The 18,156-nt window shown below is 60.2% G+C and carries 13 protein-coding genes and 1 pseudogene; 3 read left to right on the top strand and 11 right to left on the bottom strand.

Features of this window, described 5'->3' with window-relative positions; genetic code table 11:
- Nucleotides 1-660 precede the first annotated feature (660 nt).
- Both VAE57_RS12495 and VAE57_RS12490 read right to left on the bottom strand, forming a co-directional pair.
- Nucleotides 661-1,686, bottom strand: coding sequence for a bacterial transcriptional activator domain-containing protein (locus VAE57_RS12495; RefSeq protein WP_322822206.1), 1,026 nt, complete (start codon nt 1,684-1,686; stop codon nt 661-663).
- A 4-nt stretch (nt 1,687-1,690) separates the two neighbouring features.
- Entirely contained in the window at nt 1,691-4,432 is a 2,742-nt protein-coding gene (locus VAE57_RS12490; protein WP_322822205.1) for a helicase, read from the bottom strand.
- Between the two features lie 181 nt (nt 4,433-4,613).
- On the opposite strand from VAE57_RS12490, the gene VAE57_RS12485 reads away from it, so the two are divergent.
- Nucleotides 4,614-5,447, top strand: a complete 834-nt coding sequence (locus VAE57_RS12485; protein WP_322822204.1) for an alpha/beta fold hydrolase — start codon at nt 4,614-4,616, stop codon at nt 5,445-5,447.
- 11 nt (nt 5,448-5,458) lie between these two features.
- On the opposite strand, the gene VAE57_RS12480 is transcribed toward VAE57_RS12485, so the two are convergent.
- Nucleotides 5,459-6,121 carry an endonuclease III gene (locus tag VAE57_RS12480; protein ID WP_322822203.1) on the bottom strand — a complete coding sequence of 221 codons (663 nt, stop codon included), beginning with the start codon at nt 6,119-6,121 and terminating at the stop codon, nt 5,459-5,461.
- A 154-nt stretch (nt 6,122-6,275) separates the two neighbouring features.
- On the opposite strand from VAE57_RS12480, the gene VAE57_RS12475 reads away from it, so the two are divergent.
- Together VAE57_RS12475 and VAE57_RS12470 are read left to right on the top strand one after the other, a co-directional pair.
- Nucleotides 6,276-7,730 carry a peptidoglycan-binding protein gene (locus VAE57_RS12475; RefSeq protein ID WP_322822202.1) on the top strand — a complete coding sequence of 485 codons (1,455 nt, stop codon included), beginning with the start codon at nt 6,276-6,278 and terminating at the stop codon, nt 7,728-7,730.
- A complete protein-coding gene (locus VAE57_RS12470; protein ID WP_322822201.1) occupies nt 7,727-8,212 on the top strand; it encodes a hypothetical protein in 486 nt (161 codons plus the stop codon). The genes VAE57_RS12475 and VAE57_RS12470 overlap by 4 nt, the downstream gene beginning before the upstream one ends.
- Nucleotides 8,213-9,040: 828 nt before the next feature.
- Here the strand turns inward: VAE57_RS12470 and VAE57_RS12465 are convergent.
- From VAE57_RS12465 to VAE57_RS12430, 8 genes and pseudogenes are all read right to left on the bottom strand, one after another.
- Nucleotides 9,041-9,997, bottom strand: a pseudogene (locus tag VAE57_RS12465) (type II restriction endonuclease).
- Nucleotides 9,997-11,427: a DNA methyltransferase gene (locus VAE57_RS12460; protein ID WP_322822200.1), complete on the bottom strand. Its 1,431-nt coding sequence runs from the start codon at nt 11,425-11,427 to the stop codon at nt 9,997-9,999. The pseudogene VAE57_RS12465 and the gene VAE57_RS12460 overlap by 1 nt, the downstream one beginning before the upstream one ends.
- Nucleotides 11,428-12,348: 921 nt before the next feature.
- Nucleotides 12,349-13,428, bottom strand: a complete 1,080-nt coding sequence (locus VAE57_RS12455) for a site-specific DNA-methyltransferase (protein WP_322822199.1) — start codon at nt 13,426-13,428, stop codon at nt 12,349-12,351.
- Nucleotides 13,429-13,435: 7 nt separating this feature from the next.
- Nucleotides 13,436-13,885 (bottom strand): hypothetical protein, encoded by a 450-nt coding sequence (locus VAE57_RS12450; RefSeq protein WP_322822198.1) that lies wholly within the window; start codon nt 13,883-13,885, stop codon nt 13,436-13,438.
- The gene (locus VAE57_RS12445; protein WP_322822197.1) at nt 13,878-14,087 is read right to left on the bottom strand and encodes a hypothetical protein; all 210 of its coding nucleotides are present in this window, start codon (nt 14,085-14,087) and stop codon (nt 13,878-13,880) included. The genes VAE57_RS12450 and VAE57_RS12445 overlap by 8 nt, the downstream gene beginning before the upstream one ends.
- Nucleotides 14,084-14,776 carry a hypothetical protein gene (locus VAE57_RS12440; RefSeq protein ID WP_322822196.1) on the bottom strand — a complete coding sequence of 231 codons (693 nt, stop codon included), beginning with the start codon at nt 14,774-14,776 and terminating at the stop codon, nt 14,084-14,086. The genes VAE57_RS12445 and VAE57_RS12440 overlap by 4 nt, the downstream gene beginning before the upstream one ends.
- A 7-nt stretch (nt 14,777-14,783) precedes the next feature.
- Nucleotides 14,784-17,657, bottom strand: a complete 2,874-nt coding sequence (locus VAE57_RS12435) for a CHAT domain-containing protein (protein WP_322822195.1) — start codon at nt 17,655-17,657, stop codon at nt 14,784-14,786.
- Nucleotides 17,654-17,950 (bottom strand): hypothetical protein, encoded by a 297-nt coding sequence (locus VAE57_RS12430; protein WP_322822194.1) that lies wholly within the window; start codon nt 17,948-17,950, stop codon nt 17,654-17,656. The genes VAE57_RS12435 and VAE57_RS12430 overlap by 4 nt, the downstream gene beginning before the upstream one ends.
- Between the last annotated feature and the right edge of the window lie 206 nt (nt 17,951-18,156).

Here is an 18,156-nt window from a genome sequence, read left to right as displayed (position 1 = left end):
GCTGCCACCGGGCCAGTCGCCCACACCAGCACCAATGGCGATCATACCCGCTGATACAGCCGTGGTTGACAGCAGTTGTGGGTAATGCATAGCCTCGCCCCTGGGGAGAGAGCGGGGGAGCGGGGACGGGCGTGTTCCATATGGCTCCCGTTCGCCTCAATTCCGCCCCCCTCCTAACCTCCCCCCGCTGGGGGGAGGAATTGCAGGTGACTCCCCCGCTGGGGGGAGGAATTGCAGGTGATTCCCCTGCGGGGGGGAGGAATTGCAGGTGATTCCCTTCCGCCAGCAGAAGAAACTGTAAGGTGTCTCCCCCGCTGGGGGGAGGAATTGCAGGTGATTCCCCTGCGGGGGGAGGAATTGCAGGTGTCTCCCCCGCTGGAGGAGGAACGGACCGAACATAAGAACGAACCCGCCATCTAGTGCATCGAGACGCCTCGATGTCGCTCGCCGTTCTCCCCTCTCCCGCGCAAGCGGGAGAGGGGATGGGGGTGAGGGCCTCCTCCCGCCCCCAGCGGGGCGGGCTGGGGTGGGGACATGTCACCTCACCCTCTTGCTACACTCGAAATACTCTGAACCAACCAGTACGTCTTCGACCCCCGGCAACACACCGAAACGAGTCTGACAACCTGCGCAAGGCACAGTGGCGGCCAGCATCGGATACTACCTGCCATTACTACCGCGATCCTCAACCGACTCAACCAGTTCCCGGTACAGTTTCACCACTGGATCATCGCGCTTGCGACGCGGATTGATCCCGGTCGCTGAAAGGTAGCGCTGGTAGGCACGCTGTGTTTCTGCCGGTAACCCAAGCCGGTGACCGGCCCGTAACAACAGGCTCAAGACACCTACTGCACGCGGTTCGTGGGCCAACACACGCTGGCAGTACTGCAAACACTGCTCTACCTGACCATTGTGCAAAGCCACAGACGCCAGTCGTTCGCCGGCCAGCACCACATTACTCAACAACCGTGCCCCACGTTCGGCAGCCCACTCCTGCGCCCCCACAATCCCTTCCATATATGGCCCATCGTACAGGTCAAGCACGTATTGATAGAAGGAAAGGGCCGCCTCTACACCCTGGGTATTGGCCGTCTTGGTGGCCAGATCGAACGTGCGCTCAAGCAAATCAGCATCACTCTGATACAGATCGGGATTGAGCGCACAACGCTGCCGGTCAGTGTAGAGCAAACTGGCAGCCAGCTCTTCACCGCCGCAATGTTGAAGCACCTGCCGTAATGCCGTGAGCGTTCTGGCAAAACTGCTGGCCGAAGCCGTACCACCCCAGACCGCCTCGGCAATCTCGCTCCGCGTCGCCCCTTCTGCCCCACAATGCACGAGGTAGGCAAACAGGCCCTGTACTTTACGACCGCCGGCCTTGCCCCCTTCACTCTGCCCCCATTCGTCTGGTTTGATCATCCGGCTATCGATGAAGACTTGAAAATCACCCAGACAGCGCACATACACACCGCGAAATGGGCGCAGCTCGACCCGCAGGCCGCTGATCTCGCCGACGTTTCTCAACGCCATCCGGGCCTGCTCAGCGAGTTCAGGATCGTCCAGCAAGCGGCGCAAGTAGGTCAGTGCCCGATTGCCATAATGGGTCAGCAGGATAGTCGTCGCCTGTCGCCGTACTGCAACGTCACTATGCACGAGCAATGGCAGATAGAGAACAACCGGATTAGACATCGCACTACTCACTTCCCTCGCCCTCTACCGGCGGCAAACGCCGCACAATGTTGACAGAGGGGTCAATCCGTAATTCGCCGTGCTCATCAAACTCAACCAACAACAGTTCCCGACCTTCACTCACAATACTGGCGCGTACCCGCCCGGCCCCGTAGGGCATACAGATAATCCGATCACCCGGCTGAAAACGTGGCTCCAGCGGCTGCTGGCCTTCAGGACGCTTCTCACGGCTCGTCGGTGCCGGGCCATTACGCTCACGACGCTGGCGGAGCCGGGCCAGAATTGCTTCAGCGTCGGGAACACTCGCCGCCGGCGCATCGTCAGTCGGTGGCTCAGGCGTCGCCGGTGCTGCGGATGGATCGGGCTGATCAGGAACACGTCGTCCGCTATGACGCCCGCCGGAACGATTGTAGCGACCACGCTGCGCATCGGCACTGCGCTCAGACCGCACCGGTGGCTCTCGCGCCGACGGTTCAGACCGCGCTGGCGGTTCAGACCGCGCTGGCGGTTCAGACCGCACCGGTGGTTCAGACCGCGCTGGCGGTTCAGACCGCACCGGTGGCTCAGACCGCACCGGTGGCTCTCGCGCCGGCGGTTCCGACCGCACCGGTGGCTCTCGCGCTGGCGGCTCCGGCGACTGCGCCGGTGGTTCAGACGTGCGCACCGGCCTGCGCTCACCCGACGTGCGGCCCGGTGATAACGCCGGCATCGCGATTGCCACCTCGGTTTCGCCGCCCAACACCGCCAGCAGCCAGTCCATATCGGTGCGCGCCAACGGCTCAAAGAGCGGATCGGTACGTTGTTCGAGGGCAATATCGTAGGCCAGCGGCAGAATCGTCTCGAACTGATCGTACAACCACTCAGCCAGCCCATTACCGCTATTCTGGGCATCGATCAGGTACAGATGATTGGTCGCCGGATCGAAAGCCGGTACACAGTCCTCCAAACGGGCCAGCGTGATCAACGCCGCTGCTGCGACGACCGACCACCCCACCTGTTGACCCAGCGGATGGATCGGCTGATTAAGCCGCACCCACACCGCCGGACTCTGCCAGCGATAGCTCGGCGGTGTAACCAGCTTTCGTTCCTGAGCCGGTTCGCGACCGATCTGCTCGCGGTAGGCGTAGACCTGCTCGTCAACAACGACCCGTCCCCAGCTCAGGAGCGGCCCGCGGCCCCCGCGCGAACGACGCAACTCGCGCTGTGCCCACTCTTCGCGAATCTGCACCTGACACTGCCGCAGTGGGAGAGTACGCCGCCCATCCCGTCGCGCCAGCGTGATCGTGCCCTGATCCTCGTCGCGAGCAATGACCTGTTGCCCGCCGCGTAGTGGTGGCAATCCAGCCGCCGGATGCATCCAGCGGTGAAACAGCGACGAGTCGGTAGTGGCAAATTGCCGCCCCTGCTCATCAAGCAGGTAAATCGGTTCCGTACCGGCAGCGTGCAGGTCGAGCGGAATGTAGGGATCGCTCTGGGCACCGGGTAACCAGACGGGTGGCATATCAGGGAGCCGGCTCAGATAGCCCTTCGCTGTCAGTTGTTCGACAATACCCTCAACCTGCCACTGCCGAATCTCCTCGACACGTAGGGGCTGCTCACTGGCGGCACAAACCAGATGTAACGTGGACACGAACGAATTGTTCAAGACCGGCGGCCACACTGGTGGGCGTAAGAGCGGCCACGTTGCCAGATCGGTCACTGCCAGCCGCTGCAAAGCCGGTTCGCTCATCCCGCGCCCGAGGAGCAGCACGACCAGCACCGCCCCACTCGCCAGCGCCGCCTGCACCGTGGCTGCACCGACATCGGCACTGGTGATGATCTGCACATGGGCCGGCATTGGCTGCGTCCCAACACTAAACGCCTCGTGGTCAACCAGTGTCCGCAAATCGGCCATCTCCCACGGCGTCGCCACCAGCCGCACCGCAGCACCAGCAGCCAGAAAAGCCTCCGCCAACCGGGCAATCTCGCGCCGCCGTTCACCATCACTCTGCCAGAGCGCCAGCGTTGTGGCCGGACGTGGCAAATCGTCAACCGCCGTGATCCGCCATTCACGACCGGTCAACATTGTCAGCGCAGTCTCGGCGCCACTCACCGTCGCCAGCGTCCCACCGAGCAGAAGCGGTTGACTTGTCAGCCGCGCTGCACGCACAAGCGTCATCGCCAGATGAGCAGCGGCAATTCCGTGAAACACGTGCAGATCGGCGATCCCGATCAAGCGCAGATGCTGCCAGAAAAACCGCCAGGCCCGGTCGTGAAACCTGAGCAGATGGTTATGCAGTTCGGGTAACGTCGTGATCACCAGCCGCGCCGTCGGCGCCGCCCGTCGCTGCGTGCCACCGGTCGCGGCAATCGGCAACGCCGGACGACAATAACGGGCCAGCAGCATCGCCTCGCGCTCGTGGAGCAGGGCCAGATCGGGATCAGGCGCGATCAACAACGCCGTAGCCGACGGTTCATTCCGCAGCAGATCGAGGGTGACGAGGTGCAGACTGGCCCGGCTGACCATACTGCTACCGGTAATGGCAAAAGGCGTTCCCCGGCGCAGGGCCGCCAGCGCAATCGATTGAGCCTGAAAGAACGGCGTACCAACCACCTGAACCCAGGCTTCCTGCAACCCCTGATCGACCGTCAGATGGCTGATGCGGGTGCCGGTTCCAGGCGGAAACGAACGCAACGTAATCAACGGTGACGAGGATCGTCTGCTTTGGGCTGCCAGCGTTTGCAAGATGTCGATCAGGTCGCTCATAATCTTCTGCACGAGGAACAGACATCCAGGTACCTGTCCTCAATGGATGCATATACTCAGAGTATACATGTACATTCAATGCCCGGCAATGAGCAGAAACGCCCGTTTTGCGCTTCATCACTGTCAACCACTCGCCCACCCGTGGTATACTCACTATGCCCTGTGTCTACGAGGAAAAGCGATGCGTTCACGCTGGTTACGGATCAACGGCTATCAACTCCACTGGATCGAAGCCGGACAGGGGCCGGCAGTACTCCTCTTACACGGCTTCGCCGGCTCGTGTGCCGACTGGGAACCGACGGTAGACTGGCTGGCGCAACAGGGGTATCGCGCCTTAGCCGTCGACGCCCTCGGCTTTGGACGCTCGGAGAAGCCGGTCAACGCCCCCTATGGTCTGGCCTTGCAGAGCGATCTCTACGCCGGTCTCCTAACCGCGCTCGGTATCGAGCGTGCCGTCTTCGTAGCCCATTCGATGGGAGGCAAATACGCGCTGGCGACCGCCCTCCGCCATCCCCAACGGGTCGCCCGCCTGGTACTGATCGCCACCGACGGCTTCATCAAGCCATCGCCACTCACCATTATCGGCGGCTGGCCTATCCTGGGCGAAACCATCCTCTGGCTCTCGGCCCACCCGACAGTCGTGCGTGCCTTTCTCGCCGCCGCCTTTCACAACCCCGAACCGTACCTCACCGCCGACCTGATCGAGCGTGGTCGGGCTGCTATTAGTGGTACTGCCAATCGGCGTGCGCTCACCGCCCTCAGCCGGCGCTACGCCGCCACCGATCTGACCCTCACCGGCCTGCGGGCACACCTCAGCGAGATTCGAGCGCCCACACTGCTCGTCTGGGGCGAGCATGACCGCGTCTTCTCGCTAGACTACGCCCGGCTTGCCAACCGCGAAATCCCCGGCTCACAGCTCGTCGTCATTCCACGCTGCGGCCACTTCCCGCATATTGAAGCCGTGCGCCCGTTTCGTGGCCTGCTGAGTGGCTTCCTGGCCCCGGTACACCGGTAAACGCCTCACCATCACCGACTGCGCGTCACCCCAATTCGCGGACAGACCACACGGATCGGGCAGATGCTACACCGCGGCGACGTAGGATGACAGATATTCTGCCCTAGCGTTACCAGCAACCGATTAATCGGTATCCAGTAGCGTTGCGGCAACGTCGCCCGCAACGCCATCTCAGTCTCTTCCGGCGTGCGCGTCTGCACATAACCCCAGCGGTTGCAAATGCGATGGACGTGAATATCAACACAAATCCCCGGCAGCCCGAAGCCCGCCGTCACCACCAGATTAGCCGTCTTACGTCCGACACCGGGCAACTTCAGCAACTCATCAAGATCGGCGGGCACCTCACCGTTATAACGTTCAAGCAACATCTGACAGATTTGCACAATCTGCCGCGCCTTCACCCGATAAAACCCAACCGGGTAGATCAACTCCGCAATCCGTTCCACCCCCAACGCCACCATCGCCGCCGGCGTATCGGCCACCGCAAACAGCCGCGGCGCAACCACCGCCGTCAACGTATCTTTCGTCCGCAAACTGAGAATGGTCGCAATCAGAATCCGAAACGGCGTCTGACTCACCTCTCCCATCTGGTCAATCAGCGGCGGCGTATACACCGCCAGCTCGCGCTCCAGCGTATCGAGCACCTGTTCAATCGGAAACGACGACGTACTCAAGCAACCTCCTCTGCCAGAGACCGGCCAGCCCTGTTCAAGCAGCCCTGCATACGGTATGATGATACGCGAAGTCGCCAATCATGACCAGTGCTGCCGCAGGTTCCTCGACCGATGCGCACCCGGCTACATATCGCCTACCAACAGGAGTCGTCTTGTGAAAAACGTCTGGTATTTTGGGTGGTTGATCATAGTTCTTCTCACGTCCTGCGTCTCTGCCCCATCCCAGGCCACACCAACCCCCACGGCCACGCCATCGGGAGAGGTTGCAACCGCTACCCCAATTGTGCTACCGATCACCACACCAACCACCACACCAACGGCACCACCCACTGTTATCGCCGCCGCCACCATCCCGGCCCCGGTCTACCTGATCGAAAACGATCAGGTGATGCGCCTGGAGCCGGATGGCCAGCGTCTGACCCAAATCACCTACGAGCCACAACCGGTGCGCGACTTGAGTGTCGCGGCCAACGGCACCCTGGTCTACCTGACCGGCAACGACCTAGTCGCACTCGACGGCAACGGACGACGGGTGATCTTCAGCGAGCAATCAATCACCAACCCCCGCATCTCCCCCGACGGTCAACGGATTGTGTATCATCTCGCCAACCCTACGTCTGAGCTGATCAACGGACGCGCCGACTCACCGGCTGGCGTCTACGTCAGCCAGATCAGCGGCGGGCAACCGGAGCTGGTCATCGCCGACGACCCCGTCCCGGAGACACTGGATATGGAAAATCCGGCCTGGCGCTACCTCCCGGTCGCCTGGTCGCCAACCGGTGATCGGCTGCTGCTCTACGCAGTGATGCAACCGGAAATCGGCATTCCCGGCGGCGAAGCGGTCATTATCGGGCCGGACGGCCAAATCGTGCGTGCATTCAGTTGTTGCGAAGAGGAGCTGTGGAGCATTGACGGTCGTGAGCTGGCAGTGGCGGGCGGTGGCCCCGGCCCCGACATCCGCTTCGGCCTGTACCTGATCAACGCCGACGACGGCACCGAAACCGCCCTCCTCTCCAACGACGAAAACATCATTCCGCTGGTGCGTGCCCCGCAACGCCTGGCCGACGGCTTCATCTACGCCTTCATCGAAATGGTACCGACTACTGTCTACTCCTGGGAATACCCTTTCCGCCCGTTCATGTCGCGCATAAGCGATAACGGCCAGATCACACCACTACGCCCGGAACCAATCACCGAACCGATTGCCGTCCTCTGGGATGCGCAGACTCGTGGCGCCTTAATCCGCTTCGCCACCAACGATCCGCTCATCTGGCTACCCACCGATCCAACCCTGCCCCCACAACCGACCATTGCCACCGGCTTTGCCTTCACCTGGGTACCGGATGCCGACCTAGTGGCCCGCGACTGCACATCATTCAGCCCGTTAAGCCCACAAACCGACGCAGCACGTCGCTACGATCCGGCGGTGGCCGACATCCAGGCCCGACTGGCAATCCTCGGCTTCGATCCCGGCCCGGCGGATGGTCTCTTCGGCCCAGCCACAGCCCGCGCCGTCCGCACCTTTCGCGCCGCAGCCGGGCTACCCGAAGGCGAGACCATTGACTGCGCAGCGTGGCAGGAACTCTTCAGACGGAGCACGACGCCATGATCCCACCCGACATTGCCGAACAGATCAGCACCATTCACGCCGCACCAACCCGCCTGGTCCTCGTCTTTGCCGGAGCCGGCAGCCTGGGGTTAGCCTGGCTCCACGCCATTGCCGGCTCATCGCGAACCGTCCTGGAAGCCATCGACGCCTACTCACCGCGTTCACTGGCCACCATCACCGGCAACCTCAACGCACCGGCAGTCAGCGCCGCCACCGCACAAGCCATGGCCACCTGGGCCTACCATCGCGCCCAAACCCTCAGCGACGGCGACTGGCCACTGCTTGGGGTTGGCCTCACCGCCGCCATCCTGACCGACCGTCAGCGACGTGGTGCCGATCACGCCTTCCTCGCCATCCACAGCGCAAACGACATCATCCTCGATCACCTCATTCTACCCCGCACCGACCAACACCGCCTCGATCAGGAGATCATAGTCAGTCGCTGGTTGATCGAACACATTGCGCGGGTGGTACTGGGGTAGAATCACATCAGGCATCATAAAAGTCGCGACCCGCCATTCAACAGCGCCTGAACGCCGCACCCGTGATCACCGCAGTGCGCACGTCAACACGCCCCTGGGAGCGCGAGCCTCCGGCTCGCACACAGCACCACACCGCAGTGCGCACGTCAACACGCCCCTGGGAGCGTGCGCCTACGGCTCGCACACAGCACCACACCGCAGTGAGTGCGTCAACACACCCCTGGGAGCGCGAGCCTCCGGCTCGCACACCACCTGCCCCAGCCTGCGATACCTGTGTTCAGCGGGATACCACACCACTGAACCAGCTCGCAACAGCGGAAGCGATCCGGCAGCGGCGATTCCCGCCCCCAGCGGGGGCGGGGTAGGGTGGGGCGTGTCGCACATCAAACCCGGTGTCACAGAAGCCAACGAATAGCCTTACCTCGTCCCCATCCCGCACACCGGCAGAGATACCACTTCCCGACCGGCTTGCCCTCGTATGGAGTGAGGCAGCCATGCTGCCGCGCCAACCGTGCTTACGACCCGGCGAGTGGTCTAACTGGCAATGACAACTGCTCGTATCGCACACCGCCAGCCTGACCAGCCACGCATCCGGCGGCGTGTAGACCGTGGCGCAGGCTGGAAGCCTGCGCAATCAATCTCCCTCCACTCCTGCCCTGTAACGGTAGCACCGACGATAGACGAACACAAACCGGCAGCCCACCCTACAGGAGAAGCATCTATACATCTGACCATGCCGCAGAATGCCGTGAAATGGCCGACCACGACAACGATGCTCATAATCATCAAGGCTTGATCTTACTCGCTAACGAGCATTGACAACCGCATTCAGCGTGTACACAGCCAGTGCACCAGCGATGCGATCTGGCCTGGATCGTTCAAATTGGCGGCGTTGGCAAGTAATCCCTTCTCCAGTTGATCCCAAATCTCAGTTGCCATCCGCCTCTCAATGGCCGCACCTACAAAGAAGAGGGACGGGGAATAGCCTGCATCGGCAAAAGACTTACGAATACGATTAAGTGCCGCTCGTGCAGTCTTCCAGTGTTCGTCTGCACCGGCGGGGTCTATTCCACCCTTAAGTTCACCAAGCGCAAGATACGACTGGACTGATTGATAGCCAGAGTTGTGCAGGGTGTCAGGATCAAGATCGAATAAACAGATGTCTACGTTGTTCTTGACCAGAGGTACTGTCAGGTTATACATCAGCGTGCGGGGTTTACCTTCGTTTTCCCAACTTAATCCCCGTAAAGAAAGCTCGATTTCTGAGTCATCATCAGACATATCAACCCACTGTCGGGTCTTGGCGTGCTGCCATCGGTACCGGTTGCCTGCAATAGTCAGGGCAGAAACAATCGCACGGGTCAGTTTTCGCTAGGCCAGAACACCACCGACGTTACGCATTGAACCACCAAGAGTATCACCACGGGTAAGCAGAAACCTGAACACCAGCTCTTCAACGAACTTTTCTCCTGCCGGCTCCAGAAAGTGACTGACCAGATTAACGATAGCATCTCTCTTATCTTCCGGTTGCAAATGAACGAGCGCTTTGTCCGACAACCCTGCTGCTGTAAGCAGGCCCATTTCGATCCCCGTAACACTGAGAAGTTCGGCGGGTGATCTGACCCTTGAAGCTGCTTCCTGTAATGCTCTGGCTTCGGCAACGTATGACGTAGCACGGCGACTCTTCTCAAGTGCAAGAGCAACGAAACCTGCACGGACAGCTTCGTATGGTGTCACGAGGTCAGTGCTGGTGTGGAGGTGGTTCAGGTAGGGAGGCAACCGCATCATACTTTCTTCCAGACATAAACACATTTGCGTAGTGCCTTCTTGCCATGCTCACCCATCTGCTGACTGCTGTTACCCTTGCCGTCCGGCAGGATCAGGATTTGTTCAGTGCGAAACCCCAGCTTGTCGGCCATATCAGAGAGTATCATATCGACGGAAATGCTAGCGCCAGCGTAGCGTACATTATCGTTCACCATAATGAGCGGTGCGTTCGGTTTCAAAACACGCGCACATGCTGCGATGACACATGCCATTTCATAAAAATAGCCTCTCACCATTCTGGGAATGCCGTTGTTATTCAACACCCCACGGGCTTTCTGGTCTTCAAGGTAGGTCAGGATCGCCTGAAGCAACGGTTGGGCATCAGCGACTGCCAGTGCATTCGTCCAATAGGGGTTGATACTGAGCAGGTCTTTGTCGCGGTTTTCGACGGTGCAACTGAGCATCTCCTGGCGAAGCCGCACCAACTCCTTCTCATCTATACCCAGTAACGCCAGTTCCAACGCATACGTGCGCGTATAGTCATAACGGTTACAGTAGGGAGGTGAGGTGATCATAGCATCGTAGGTGTGTTCCGGCAACGAAGGTAATATGTGCAGACAGGAGCCATCATAGAGCCGGATGTCACCCTGTAGGCGTTCAGCAGGGAGCAGGCTGGACTGATGTCCGGGTGATATATCGGTCAGGATTTCGTTGATCTTTGCACAGATCGCCTGGGCAAAGTCAGGGATGCTGCCCTTATCAAACACCTTCTTGCCCTGGGTGCGTCCCGACCGATAGTCCCAGCGCAGATACTGACCGTCCTTGCGCGTAAAACTGACTGACTCCAGGATGCAGAGCAAGGCAAAGCGCAGAATGGTCTGCACGCGCTCATTTTCGTGCCGACACGCTGCCAGGTACTGCTCAATCGCTTCTTTCGTTCTGTCGGGATAGGCACCTCTCGTGATTCGCAGCTCCGGTAACGGCAGGCGCGTCTGCGCATGTTCCCACACCCGTGTGTCTGCCCATTGACGCAACCGTGCAAAATCATCGGCTGTGAACCCGGCGTCCAGAATCTGTTTCGCCTTGATAATTGCCTGACCAATCGGCAACAACTCAATCCCATCTGCATCAATACCCATCGTACTTGCGGCGAACAGGGTTGTGCCACTTCCGGCAAAAGGATCGAGAACACGACCGGCAGAGATACCATATTTGTGTAACAAATATTCGACAAGCGCAGCAGAAAACGCTTCTTTGAATTTATACCAGCGGTAGATTGGTCTATTCTTGTTTGCCTGAAAACTGACCAGCAGACGCGAGAGTGTGGGCTGAACGACAAACTTGCTCTGGAAACGCTGAAAGAGCTGTCCGTCAAGATCATCTATCTCGCTGAGGGAGATATGCGGTTGAATACCTGAGATGTTTGCTGCCTGAAGGTGATTGAGCACTGTTGTACACCCTGGTTCAACGCAACCTGGAAAATCCGGCTATACGCTCATCTCCACATCACCAACACCTACCCGGTATCGGCAACCTTTGCCCGACAGGTCTGTTGGTCGCAGGTTCATTACAGGTGAAGTGGCATAATTTTTTGCAACGATGCTGTATCTGCTGTGGAATCTGAGGCTGTGACCTGATAGCCTCGTTCAGCGGCAATTATACCACCACAGAGGACACCGAGGGATACTAGAACCTATGTCAACAAACATCTCCTGGAAGTTATCGTATTCATTCCTGACAGACCCCATGATTGTGACGAGCACACCCGGCCTCCCCGTGATCAGTAGGATCAACGGCGTACCACGCGCCGGATCATGAGCACGGCTCATGCGGCAGCATGGCTGCTGCACGCCAAACGCTGCGACACGCGGATGGCGAGCGGGTAAGGCCACCAATCCAGCGCCTGATAGCACCAGAGATGGTCGGCAGACCTCCTCGCTGCCACGCAGACAGACTGGAAGCAAGATACTGTCATTGGTGGCTGGCAAGCGTGCAGGAGCTGTGCGGTAGACTCGAAGCACGGCAGCACAGCTTGTATGAAATACGTTCTCGATCAAATCGGGCGTCGCATAACCTGCGGTTGACAATACCCCACCCCTGACGCACCGAACCAGCGCCCCCACCCCGCACACCGACAGGGATACCGTTGCCAGACCGGATTGCCCTTGTGTGACGTGCGGCAGCCATGCGGCCGCACGCCAAACGTCGCAATACGCGCATAACGAGTGGGAAAAGCAACCCATGCAGCGCATGCTGGTACGACCGGAGCTACGCACTACCAGTGGGCCAGGATCAGGGGTGGCTGTCGCCAGCGATTGGTAGGCGGGTATACGCCAGGGCGACAGGCTGAGAGCGCGATAGCACAGCATTCAAGAAAAAATAAGTTCTACTCTCCAACAGCGCTCTTCCGCTATCTGGATATACTCATGTGAGATGTCAATTCCGATTGATTTGCGGCCCAGCAGATATGCGGTAAGCATTGCCGTTCCTGTGCCACAAAACGGATCGAGCACAATCCCATCTTCAGGGCATGTCGCCAGAATCGGGATTTTGCACACATCTTCAGGGAATGGCGCGAAGTGCCCGCGACGGTTCTGGGTATCTTCAGGCAGGATATCCCATACATCGCCGGGTTTGCTGCCATTTGGATGATAGGTCAGAAAGTAGAACCCTTTTTCCTGCAATTCCTTCGCCCGCCCGGATACGCGCACCGAATCGGAATGGGTAGTTCGTTGCTGGCCGCGAATGATCATCCTGAAGTCGGCAATCTCGCCACCGGCAACTCGTTGCAACATCGCCGCAAGGGCCTGGAGCGCAGCCTGTTTTTCCGCTTCGGTTAATGCGGTTGAAAGCTCGATCTGACGCCGGTAGCGCACACCACGCACGCCCGTTGCCGACACCACCGAACCATTGAGGATCCGCGCCTGGCGCGGCTTGGTGCGGATCGCATCTGCATTGTAGTAATAGCCCTGGGCAGACTGCACAAAGTGAAAGATATGTTCGTATGTGTTCCGCAGACGATCACGTGTTTGATCAAGGCCACCCTTGACTTTGTGCCAGATGACATCATTGCGCATGATCCAGCCTCGCTCATCGATCAGGCGTAAGGCAATGCGCCACGGGATACCTGCCAGACCTTTGTTCACATAGGTGTCGCCCAGATTGAGCCAGAGTGAACCGGACGGCTTGAGCACCCGTTTGACCTGATCGAGGATTGCAACGATCCGATCAATATACTCGCCAACCGCTCGCTCCAGACCAATCCCGCCACCTGCATAGTGGCGCTGGCTCCAGTACGGTGGACTGGTCAGGCAGCAGTCAATCGAGTGGTCGGGCAGGTGCTGAAGGATGTCAATCGCATCACCCGCCACAAAGAGCGGCGCACGATCGGTACCGGCGAGGTATGTATGGATAGCACCGGCTGCTGATTGCGTCACCACGATAGTCATCTGCCTGTTATCCCCACAACACGATCAGAAACAAGCCGGCAAAAGCCACACTCCCCGTCCCAAATGCCACCAGCGCCACCCGCAGCCCGATCAGCTTGCGCTGCATCAGCCGGCGAAACGCCTGTTCACGTTGGGTCTGGCTGGCTGCCGCGTAGCGGTAGGTGCCAGGAACAACCACCAGCAGAGCTGCCAGCAATGCTACCATATACGAGAGCACCACAACCGCGCCCAATACCCGTACCGGCAACCAGGTTAGATACGCTGGCAACGGTGTATCTGCCAGGGCCAGAATCCCGAAAATAACACTGTAGAGGGCACTGACCAGCCCAATGATCTGCCTGGCCCCCTCTTCCAGCGGCCTGGGTGGGTCTTTCGCCTGCTCTTCAAACCAGCGGTGCAACGCTTCTTCTTCAACTGTCGGTGGCCGCTGGCGCACAGCGCGAATCTCTTCAGGCATCGCGCCCCTCCTCAAAGGTCACTTCCAGCATCTCAACGTTGCCGCAGAACGGGCACACCAGGCGGAAGACCTCCAGCCGCAGCCGCTCGTGACTGCGACTGCGATAGAGGGTCTGCTCGGGCTTGCCCAACCGTGCCAGATCCACCGTCCAGCACTGCTGACACCGCCTGCATCGTATGGGCTTGGAGAGGGATGGCTTCATGCCGGTGATCCTCCTTCATCAGGTGGCGATACCAAATGGCGGAAACGTTCAGGAACTGGCGGTAACGGCTCGCCGCGTAACCAGGCGCAACAGTAGCGCAGGAGTTCGGCCAGTTGCATATATAACGAGTCAGGCGCTTCGCCGTCGGCGTAATGGTCGGCAGCCGCCTGCACCTGATCGGCCAGCGCCATCCGCACCTGGGGATCACCCGTAATTAGCGCCTGCCGGGTGGCAGTTATCGTCTGTTCAGCCACCAGCGCTACCTGTTGTTCGGGAGGCAGACTCTGCACATGGGCGGCAAGCTGCGCATTCAACACGTGCAGCACCTGCTCGCGTACCTCTGGCGGGAGCTGGAGTAAGGCCACTTCCAGCGCTGCCGGATCACCCGACGCCACCGCTGCCCGATAGGCTGCCCAGACCGCGATGAGAGCAGCATCGGTCGCATGCAGACCATCAGTCACCACCGCACCATCGCGCACCAGCGTCGCGCATGCCCGCAGGAAAGCAGCCAGTTCCAGCCAGGGCGATCCGGGCAGCTCATCCGCCGCCGCCCGCACCGCCCACTGTTCGAGCTGCTGCACGAACTGCGCACGACGATGATCGTCGGTATCGGCCAGCGCCAGCGGCATGGCAGCCATCACCTGCCGGCGCACATCGGCAATCTGCTGATCCCGTGCGGCAGTGCGCATATCCTCTTCATCCGCCATCCGCCGTACACAACTGTTCTATCCCGACCAACGCTGCTGCCAGCCCTTCATCAAGCCCGGTGCGCAGACGGGCCAGTTGTTGTTCCTCACCCCGGAGCAAAGCCTGCAAACAACCCAGGAATGTGTTGAACGGTGGTAACGCCTGTGCTGCCGGCCACCGAAGCAACGCCAGCCGCAGCGGAATCAGCGTCTCTGCCACCTGCTCAGCCGCCTGCCGATCAGCCTGCCGCACCGTCTGCACCACCTCGCCGGCAATTCGATTGAGCAACGCGACCAGATTCTGTACGCACGTCTGATCATCGCCGGGATCATTGATCCAGGCCGTAATCGCATCGGCAAGTGACGGCACCGCCTGGTCAAGTGCGGCGATGAGTGCTCGTACCTGCTGGATTTCGCGGGGCATACGCAGCCGTTCAAAGATTGCCAGCCCCTGGTGATAACGTGCCAGTGCCGTCGCCTGATCACCCTGTCCTTGCGCCACCTGGCCCAGCTTCACCGTACAGAACGCAATCTGCTGCTGATCGGACAGGCGTTCGGCCAGCAGCAGCGCCTCACGCAGACAGGCTTCCGCCTGCGACCATTGCTGGCGCAGCAGATAGATATCGGCAAGACCAGAGAGCGTGGCGCTCTTGCCGCGCACATCCTGCAGCGCCTCTTTGATCGCCAGGCTCTCCTCGTACAGCGCCTTGGCCCGCGCCAGCTCCCCCTGCACCACATAAATGGACGCCAACGCGTGCAGCAACCTGCTACGCACAGCCGTACCGTCTCCAACGTCTGCCAGGGCCTGTTCCAGCTCGATACGTGCCGTCGTGAGATCGCCGAAGTGCTGGCGAAAGGTGGCTACCCGCCAGATGTGCCAGGCGCGGGTATCACCACTCAGGGCGGTGGTCGCTGCGCTGAGCAGCGACATGCTCTGCCAGATGACATCAACCAGTGCCGGTGAATGATCCAGTTGACCATACGCCCGGTTCGCCAGCCAGACACCGTAGGCAACGAGACCGCCAGGTGACGATGTCTGCCCGCTCCGACGTTGTATCTCCTGCCGGATCACGGGTTGGAAGCGGTACGTGGCCGGTTGATCGGTCGGTGTGCCTGTGTCACCTGTCGTATAATGGGCTACCCGTAGCAGGCTTCGCCGCACGAACAGACCCAGGGTGTGCCGGACGTCGGCAAGGGCAGCGTCAGTTGGCTGACCATCGTCATCGGTTGGTAAGCCCCACAGAAACACGGCAGCAGCGGCGAAAAAGGGCATCTCCAGACTGCTCAGTTGCTCCAGGCGCTGGCGGTCGGCTGCAGCCAGCGGGGCCAGGCTTACGTCTAGTGCAGTCGCCAGTCGGGCATGGCGCGGATCGAGTCCCTGACGGTGCGCCTGGGCCAGATACTCTGACCAGCGCTCAAGGAAGTGGTGTGGTTCACCCTCGTACTCGTCATAGGCCGCAGCCAGCAGCTGTATCGCCAGCGGGTAGCCCTCGGTGCATGCTGCCACCTGGTGGGCAATCTGTCGGTGGATTGCGATCTGTTGCCCATTGCAGGCCCTGCTCGACATGCGCATAAATAGCTCAACTGCGGCTAGTCGGTTCAGACCATCGACACCGTCCCGGTCAGGCACCAGCCGCTCATCGGGCAGGCCGGTTGGGTGCGCCCGACTGGTGAAGAGCAGATAACATCCCCGACTCGATAACAGATGGGTCAGGCGTTGCACTGCCGCTGCCGCAGCCTCAGCTCCTGCTTCTGGTTGCAAAATGCTCTCGTAATTATCAAACAGCAGCAGGTCTTCTGGCTCGATCAGATCGCACAGCGTCTGACGCAAACGTCCCGTCAGATCGGTGCTCTGGTCACCGGCGGATATGATCGTCTGCAATGCCTGCGGGCCAACCAGCCGCTCGATCAGCTCCTGGCAGACCCGCCCTTCATCAATCGGCGCATTGGCGAAGCTCACACCGGCAACCCGTCCGAAGCGCCACGCAAAACGGCGGATGAAGGTAGCCGCTAGCGCGGTTTTACCCATACCGCCGGCACCGACAATCGTCGCTACCCGCCCTTTCTGCAACGCCGTAGCCAGCGAGACCAGCTCGGCGTTCCGGCCTAACAGACCGGTTGTCGGCACGGACACCTGATCCGGCAACCTGACGGGCGTCGACCAATCGAGGTGAATCGTGGGCTGGCCTGGGGGCAGGTTCAGCGCAGCCCAGCCATCGTAACAGGTGTAGCCTACCAGCATCCCGGCAGCCGCCGGATGTTCGTCAGCCAGCCTGATCCGGGCCTGGCGCAGCGCCTCCGACGGCTGACTACCGGCAATGAGATAACGGTAGAAGGCAGCCACCAGATCGTCACTCAACGGATCGGGAAAATTGTGTTGCATGCCGAGGGCCAGTGGTACTCCCTGGCGTACAAAGGCCCGTGCCAGCGGTGCGCTTTGACATGCGCTGAGCATGACCAAACGCAGACCACCACGCGGTGCGTAGTCGATCAGATCGCGCCCCAGCAAGAACCGACAATTGCCACAGTCGTCCTCAAACGCAAGTACCACATCAACGCCATCGGCAACCGTTGTCAACGCACCGTGGCAGGAGATGTGAACGATAGCCGGGCCGTCGGCCAGCGCCTCACGCAACGCATGCCGGGTAGGAGGAACGCGTTGGGCCACCAGCGCTCGTTGACCTTTCGCCAGCGCCTGCTTCAGCGCCCGTATCTCATGATCAAAATCGAGATGGTAGGCAGGGATGCTGCCATTGGGGTACAGCAGCGGATCGGCGCAGACAACCAGGAACCGTAACGGATCGGGCGCAAACGGTGGAGCCGAACGTGGTTCGAGACGCAGGATACTGCACTGAGCGAACAGAAACCGTCGGTCGGGAGTCACCGCGTATTCCCAGGGTATGCGGTCTGCCCCTCATCACACGCTAGCAGCAGCAGACCATCGGCGGCACTTTCCAGCATGCGCTGGAGATCGGTACCACCCAACGCCGCAAACAACCGCTCACCGGCTCCGTATGGATCGCCGGCACGACGATTGGATTTGTTCGGCGGATCACCAACAATCTCCGTGATGTCGGGGATGTCTTGCAACGGGGTCTCGGCCAACACCTTCCCGGTATCGGCAACCTTTGCCCGACAGGTCTGTTGGTCGCAGGTTAAGCGCAGGATAAGTGGCATAGGTGTTTCAACGACACTGCATCTGCTGTGAAATCTGATATAGTGACATTATAGCACTGCTCAGCGGCGCATGGGAATATCACCACAGAGACACCGAGGGCACAGAGGCGTATGGCACACTGCCGCCGCGTCTGTCTTCAACCGTCCTGCCAGCAACGTATCACCAACGCCTACGCCCCATCCGCGTCCATCCGCCTAACCCGCGT

The sequence above is a fragment of the Chloroflexus sp. genome (assembly GCF_034434295.1).
Taxonomy (GTDB): Bacteria; Chloroflexota; Chloroflexia; order Chloroflexales; family Chloroflexaceae; genus Chloroflexus.
This window is presented reverse-complemented; position numbering and strand designations above follow the sequence as displayed.

Bases quoted from the DNA above. Each gene is read 5' to 3' on its own strand.
- VAE57_RS12495 (WP_322822206.1), bottom strand. From the start codon at position 1,686: ATGTCTAATCCGGTTGTTCTCTATCTGCCATTGCTCGTGCATAGTGAC.
- VAE57_RS12490 (WP_322822205.1), bottom strand. From the start codon at position 4,432: ATGAGCGACCTGATCGACATCTTGCAAACGCTGGCAGCCCAAAGCAGA.
- VAE57_RS12485 (WP_322822204.1), top strand. From the start codon at position 4,614: ATGCGTTCACGCTGGTTACGGATCAACGGCTATCAACTCCACTGGATC.
- VAE57_RS12470 (WP_322822201.1), top strand. From the start codon at position 7,727: ATGATCCCACCCGACATTGCCGAACAGATCAGCACCATTCACGCCGCA.
- VAE57_RS12455 (WP_322822199.1), bottom strand. From the start codon at position 13,428: ATGACTATCGTGGTGACGCAATCAGCAGCCGGTGCTATCCATACATAC.
- VAE57_RS12450 (WP_322822198.1), bottom strand. From the start codon at position 13,885: ATGCCTGAAGAGATTCGCGCTGTGCGCCAGCGGCCACCGACAGTTGAA.
- VAE57_RS12445 (WP_322822197.1), bottom strand. From the start codon at position 14,087: ATGAAGCCATCCCTCTCCAAGCCCATACGATGCAGGCGGTGTCAGCAG.
- VAE57_RS12440 (WP_322822196.1), bottom strand. From the start codon at position 14,776: ATGCGCACTGCCGCACGGGATCAGCAGATTGCCGATGTGCGCCGGCAG.
- VAE57_RS12430 (WP_322822194.1), bottom strand. From the start codon at position 17,950: ATGCCACTTATCCTGCGCTTAACCTGCGACCAACAGACCTGTCGGGCA.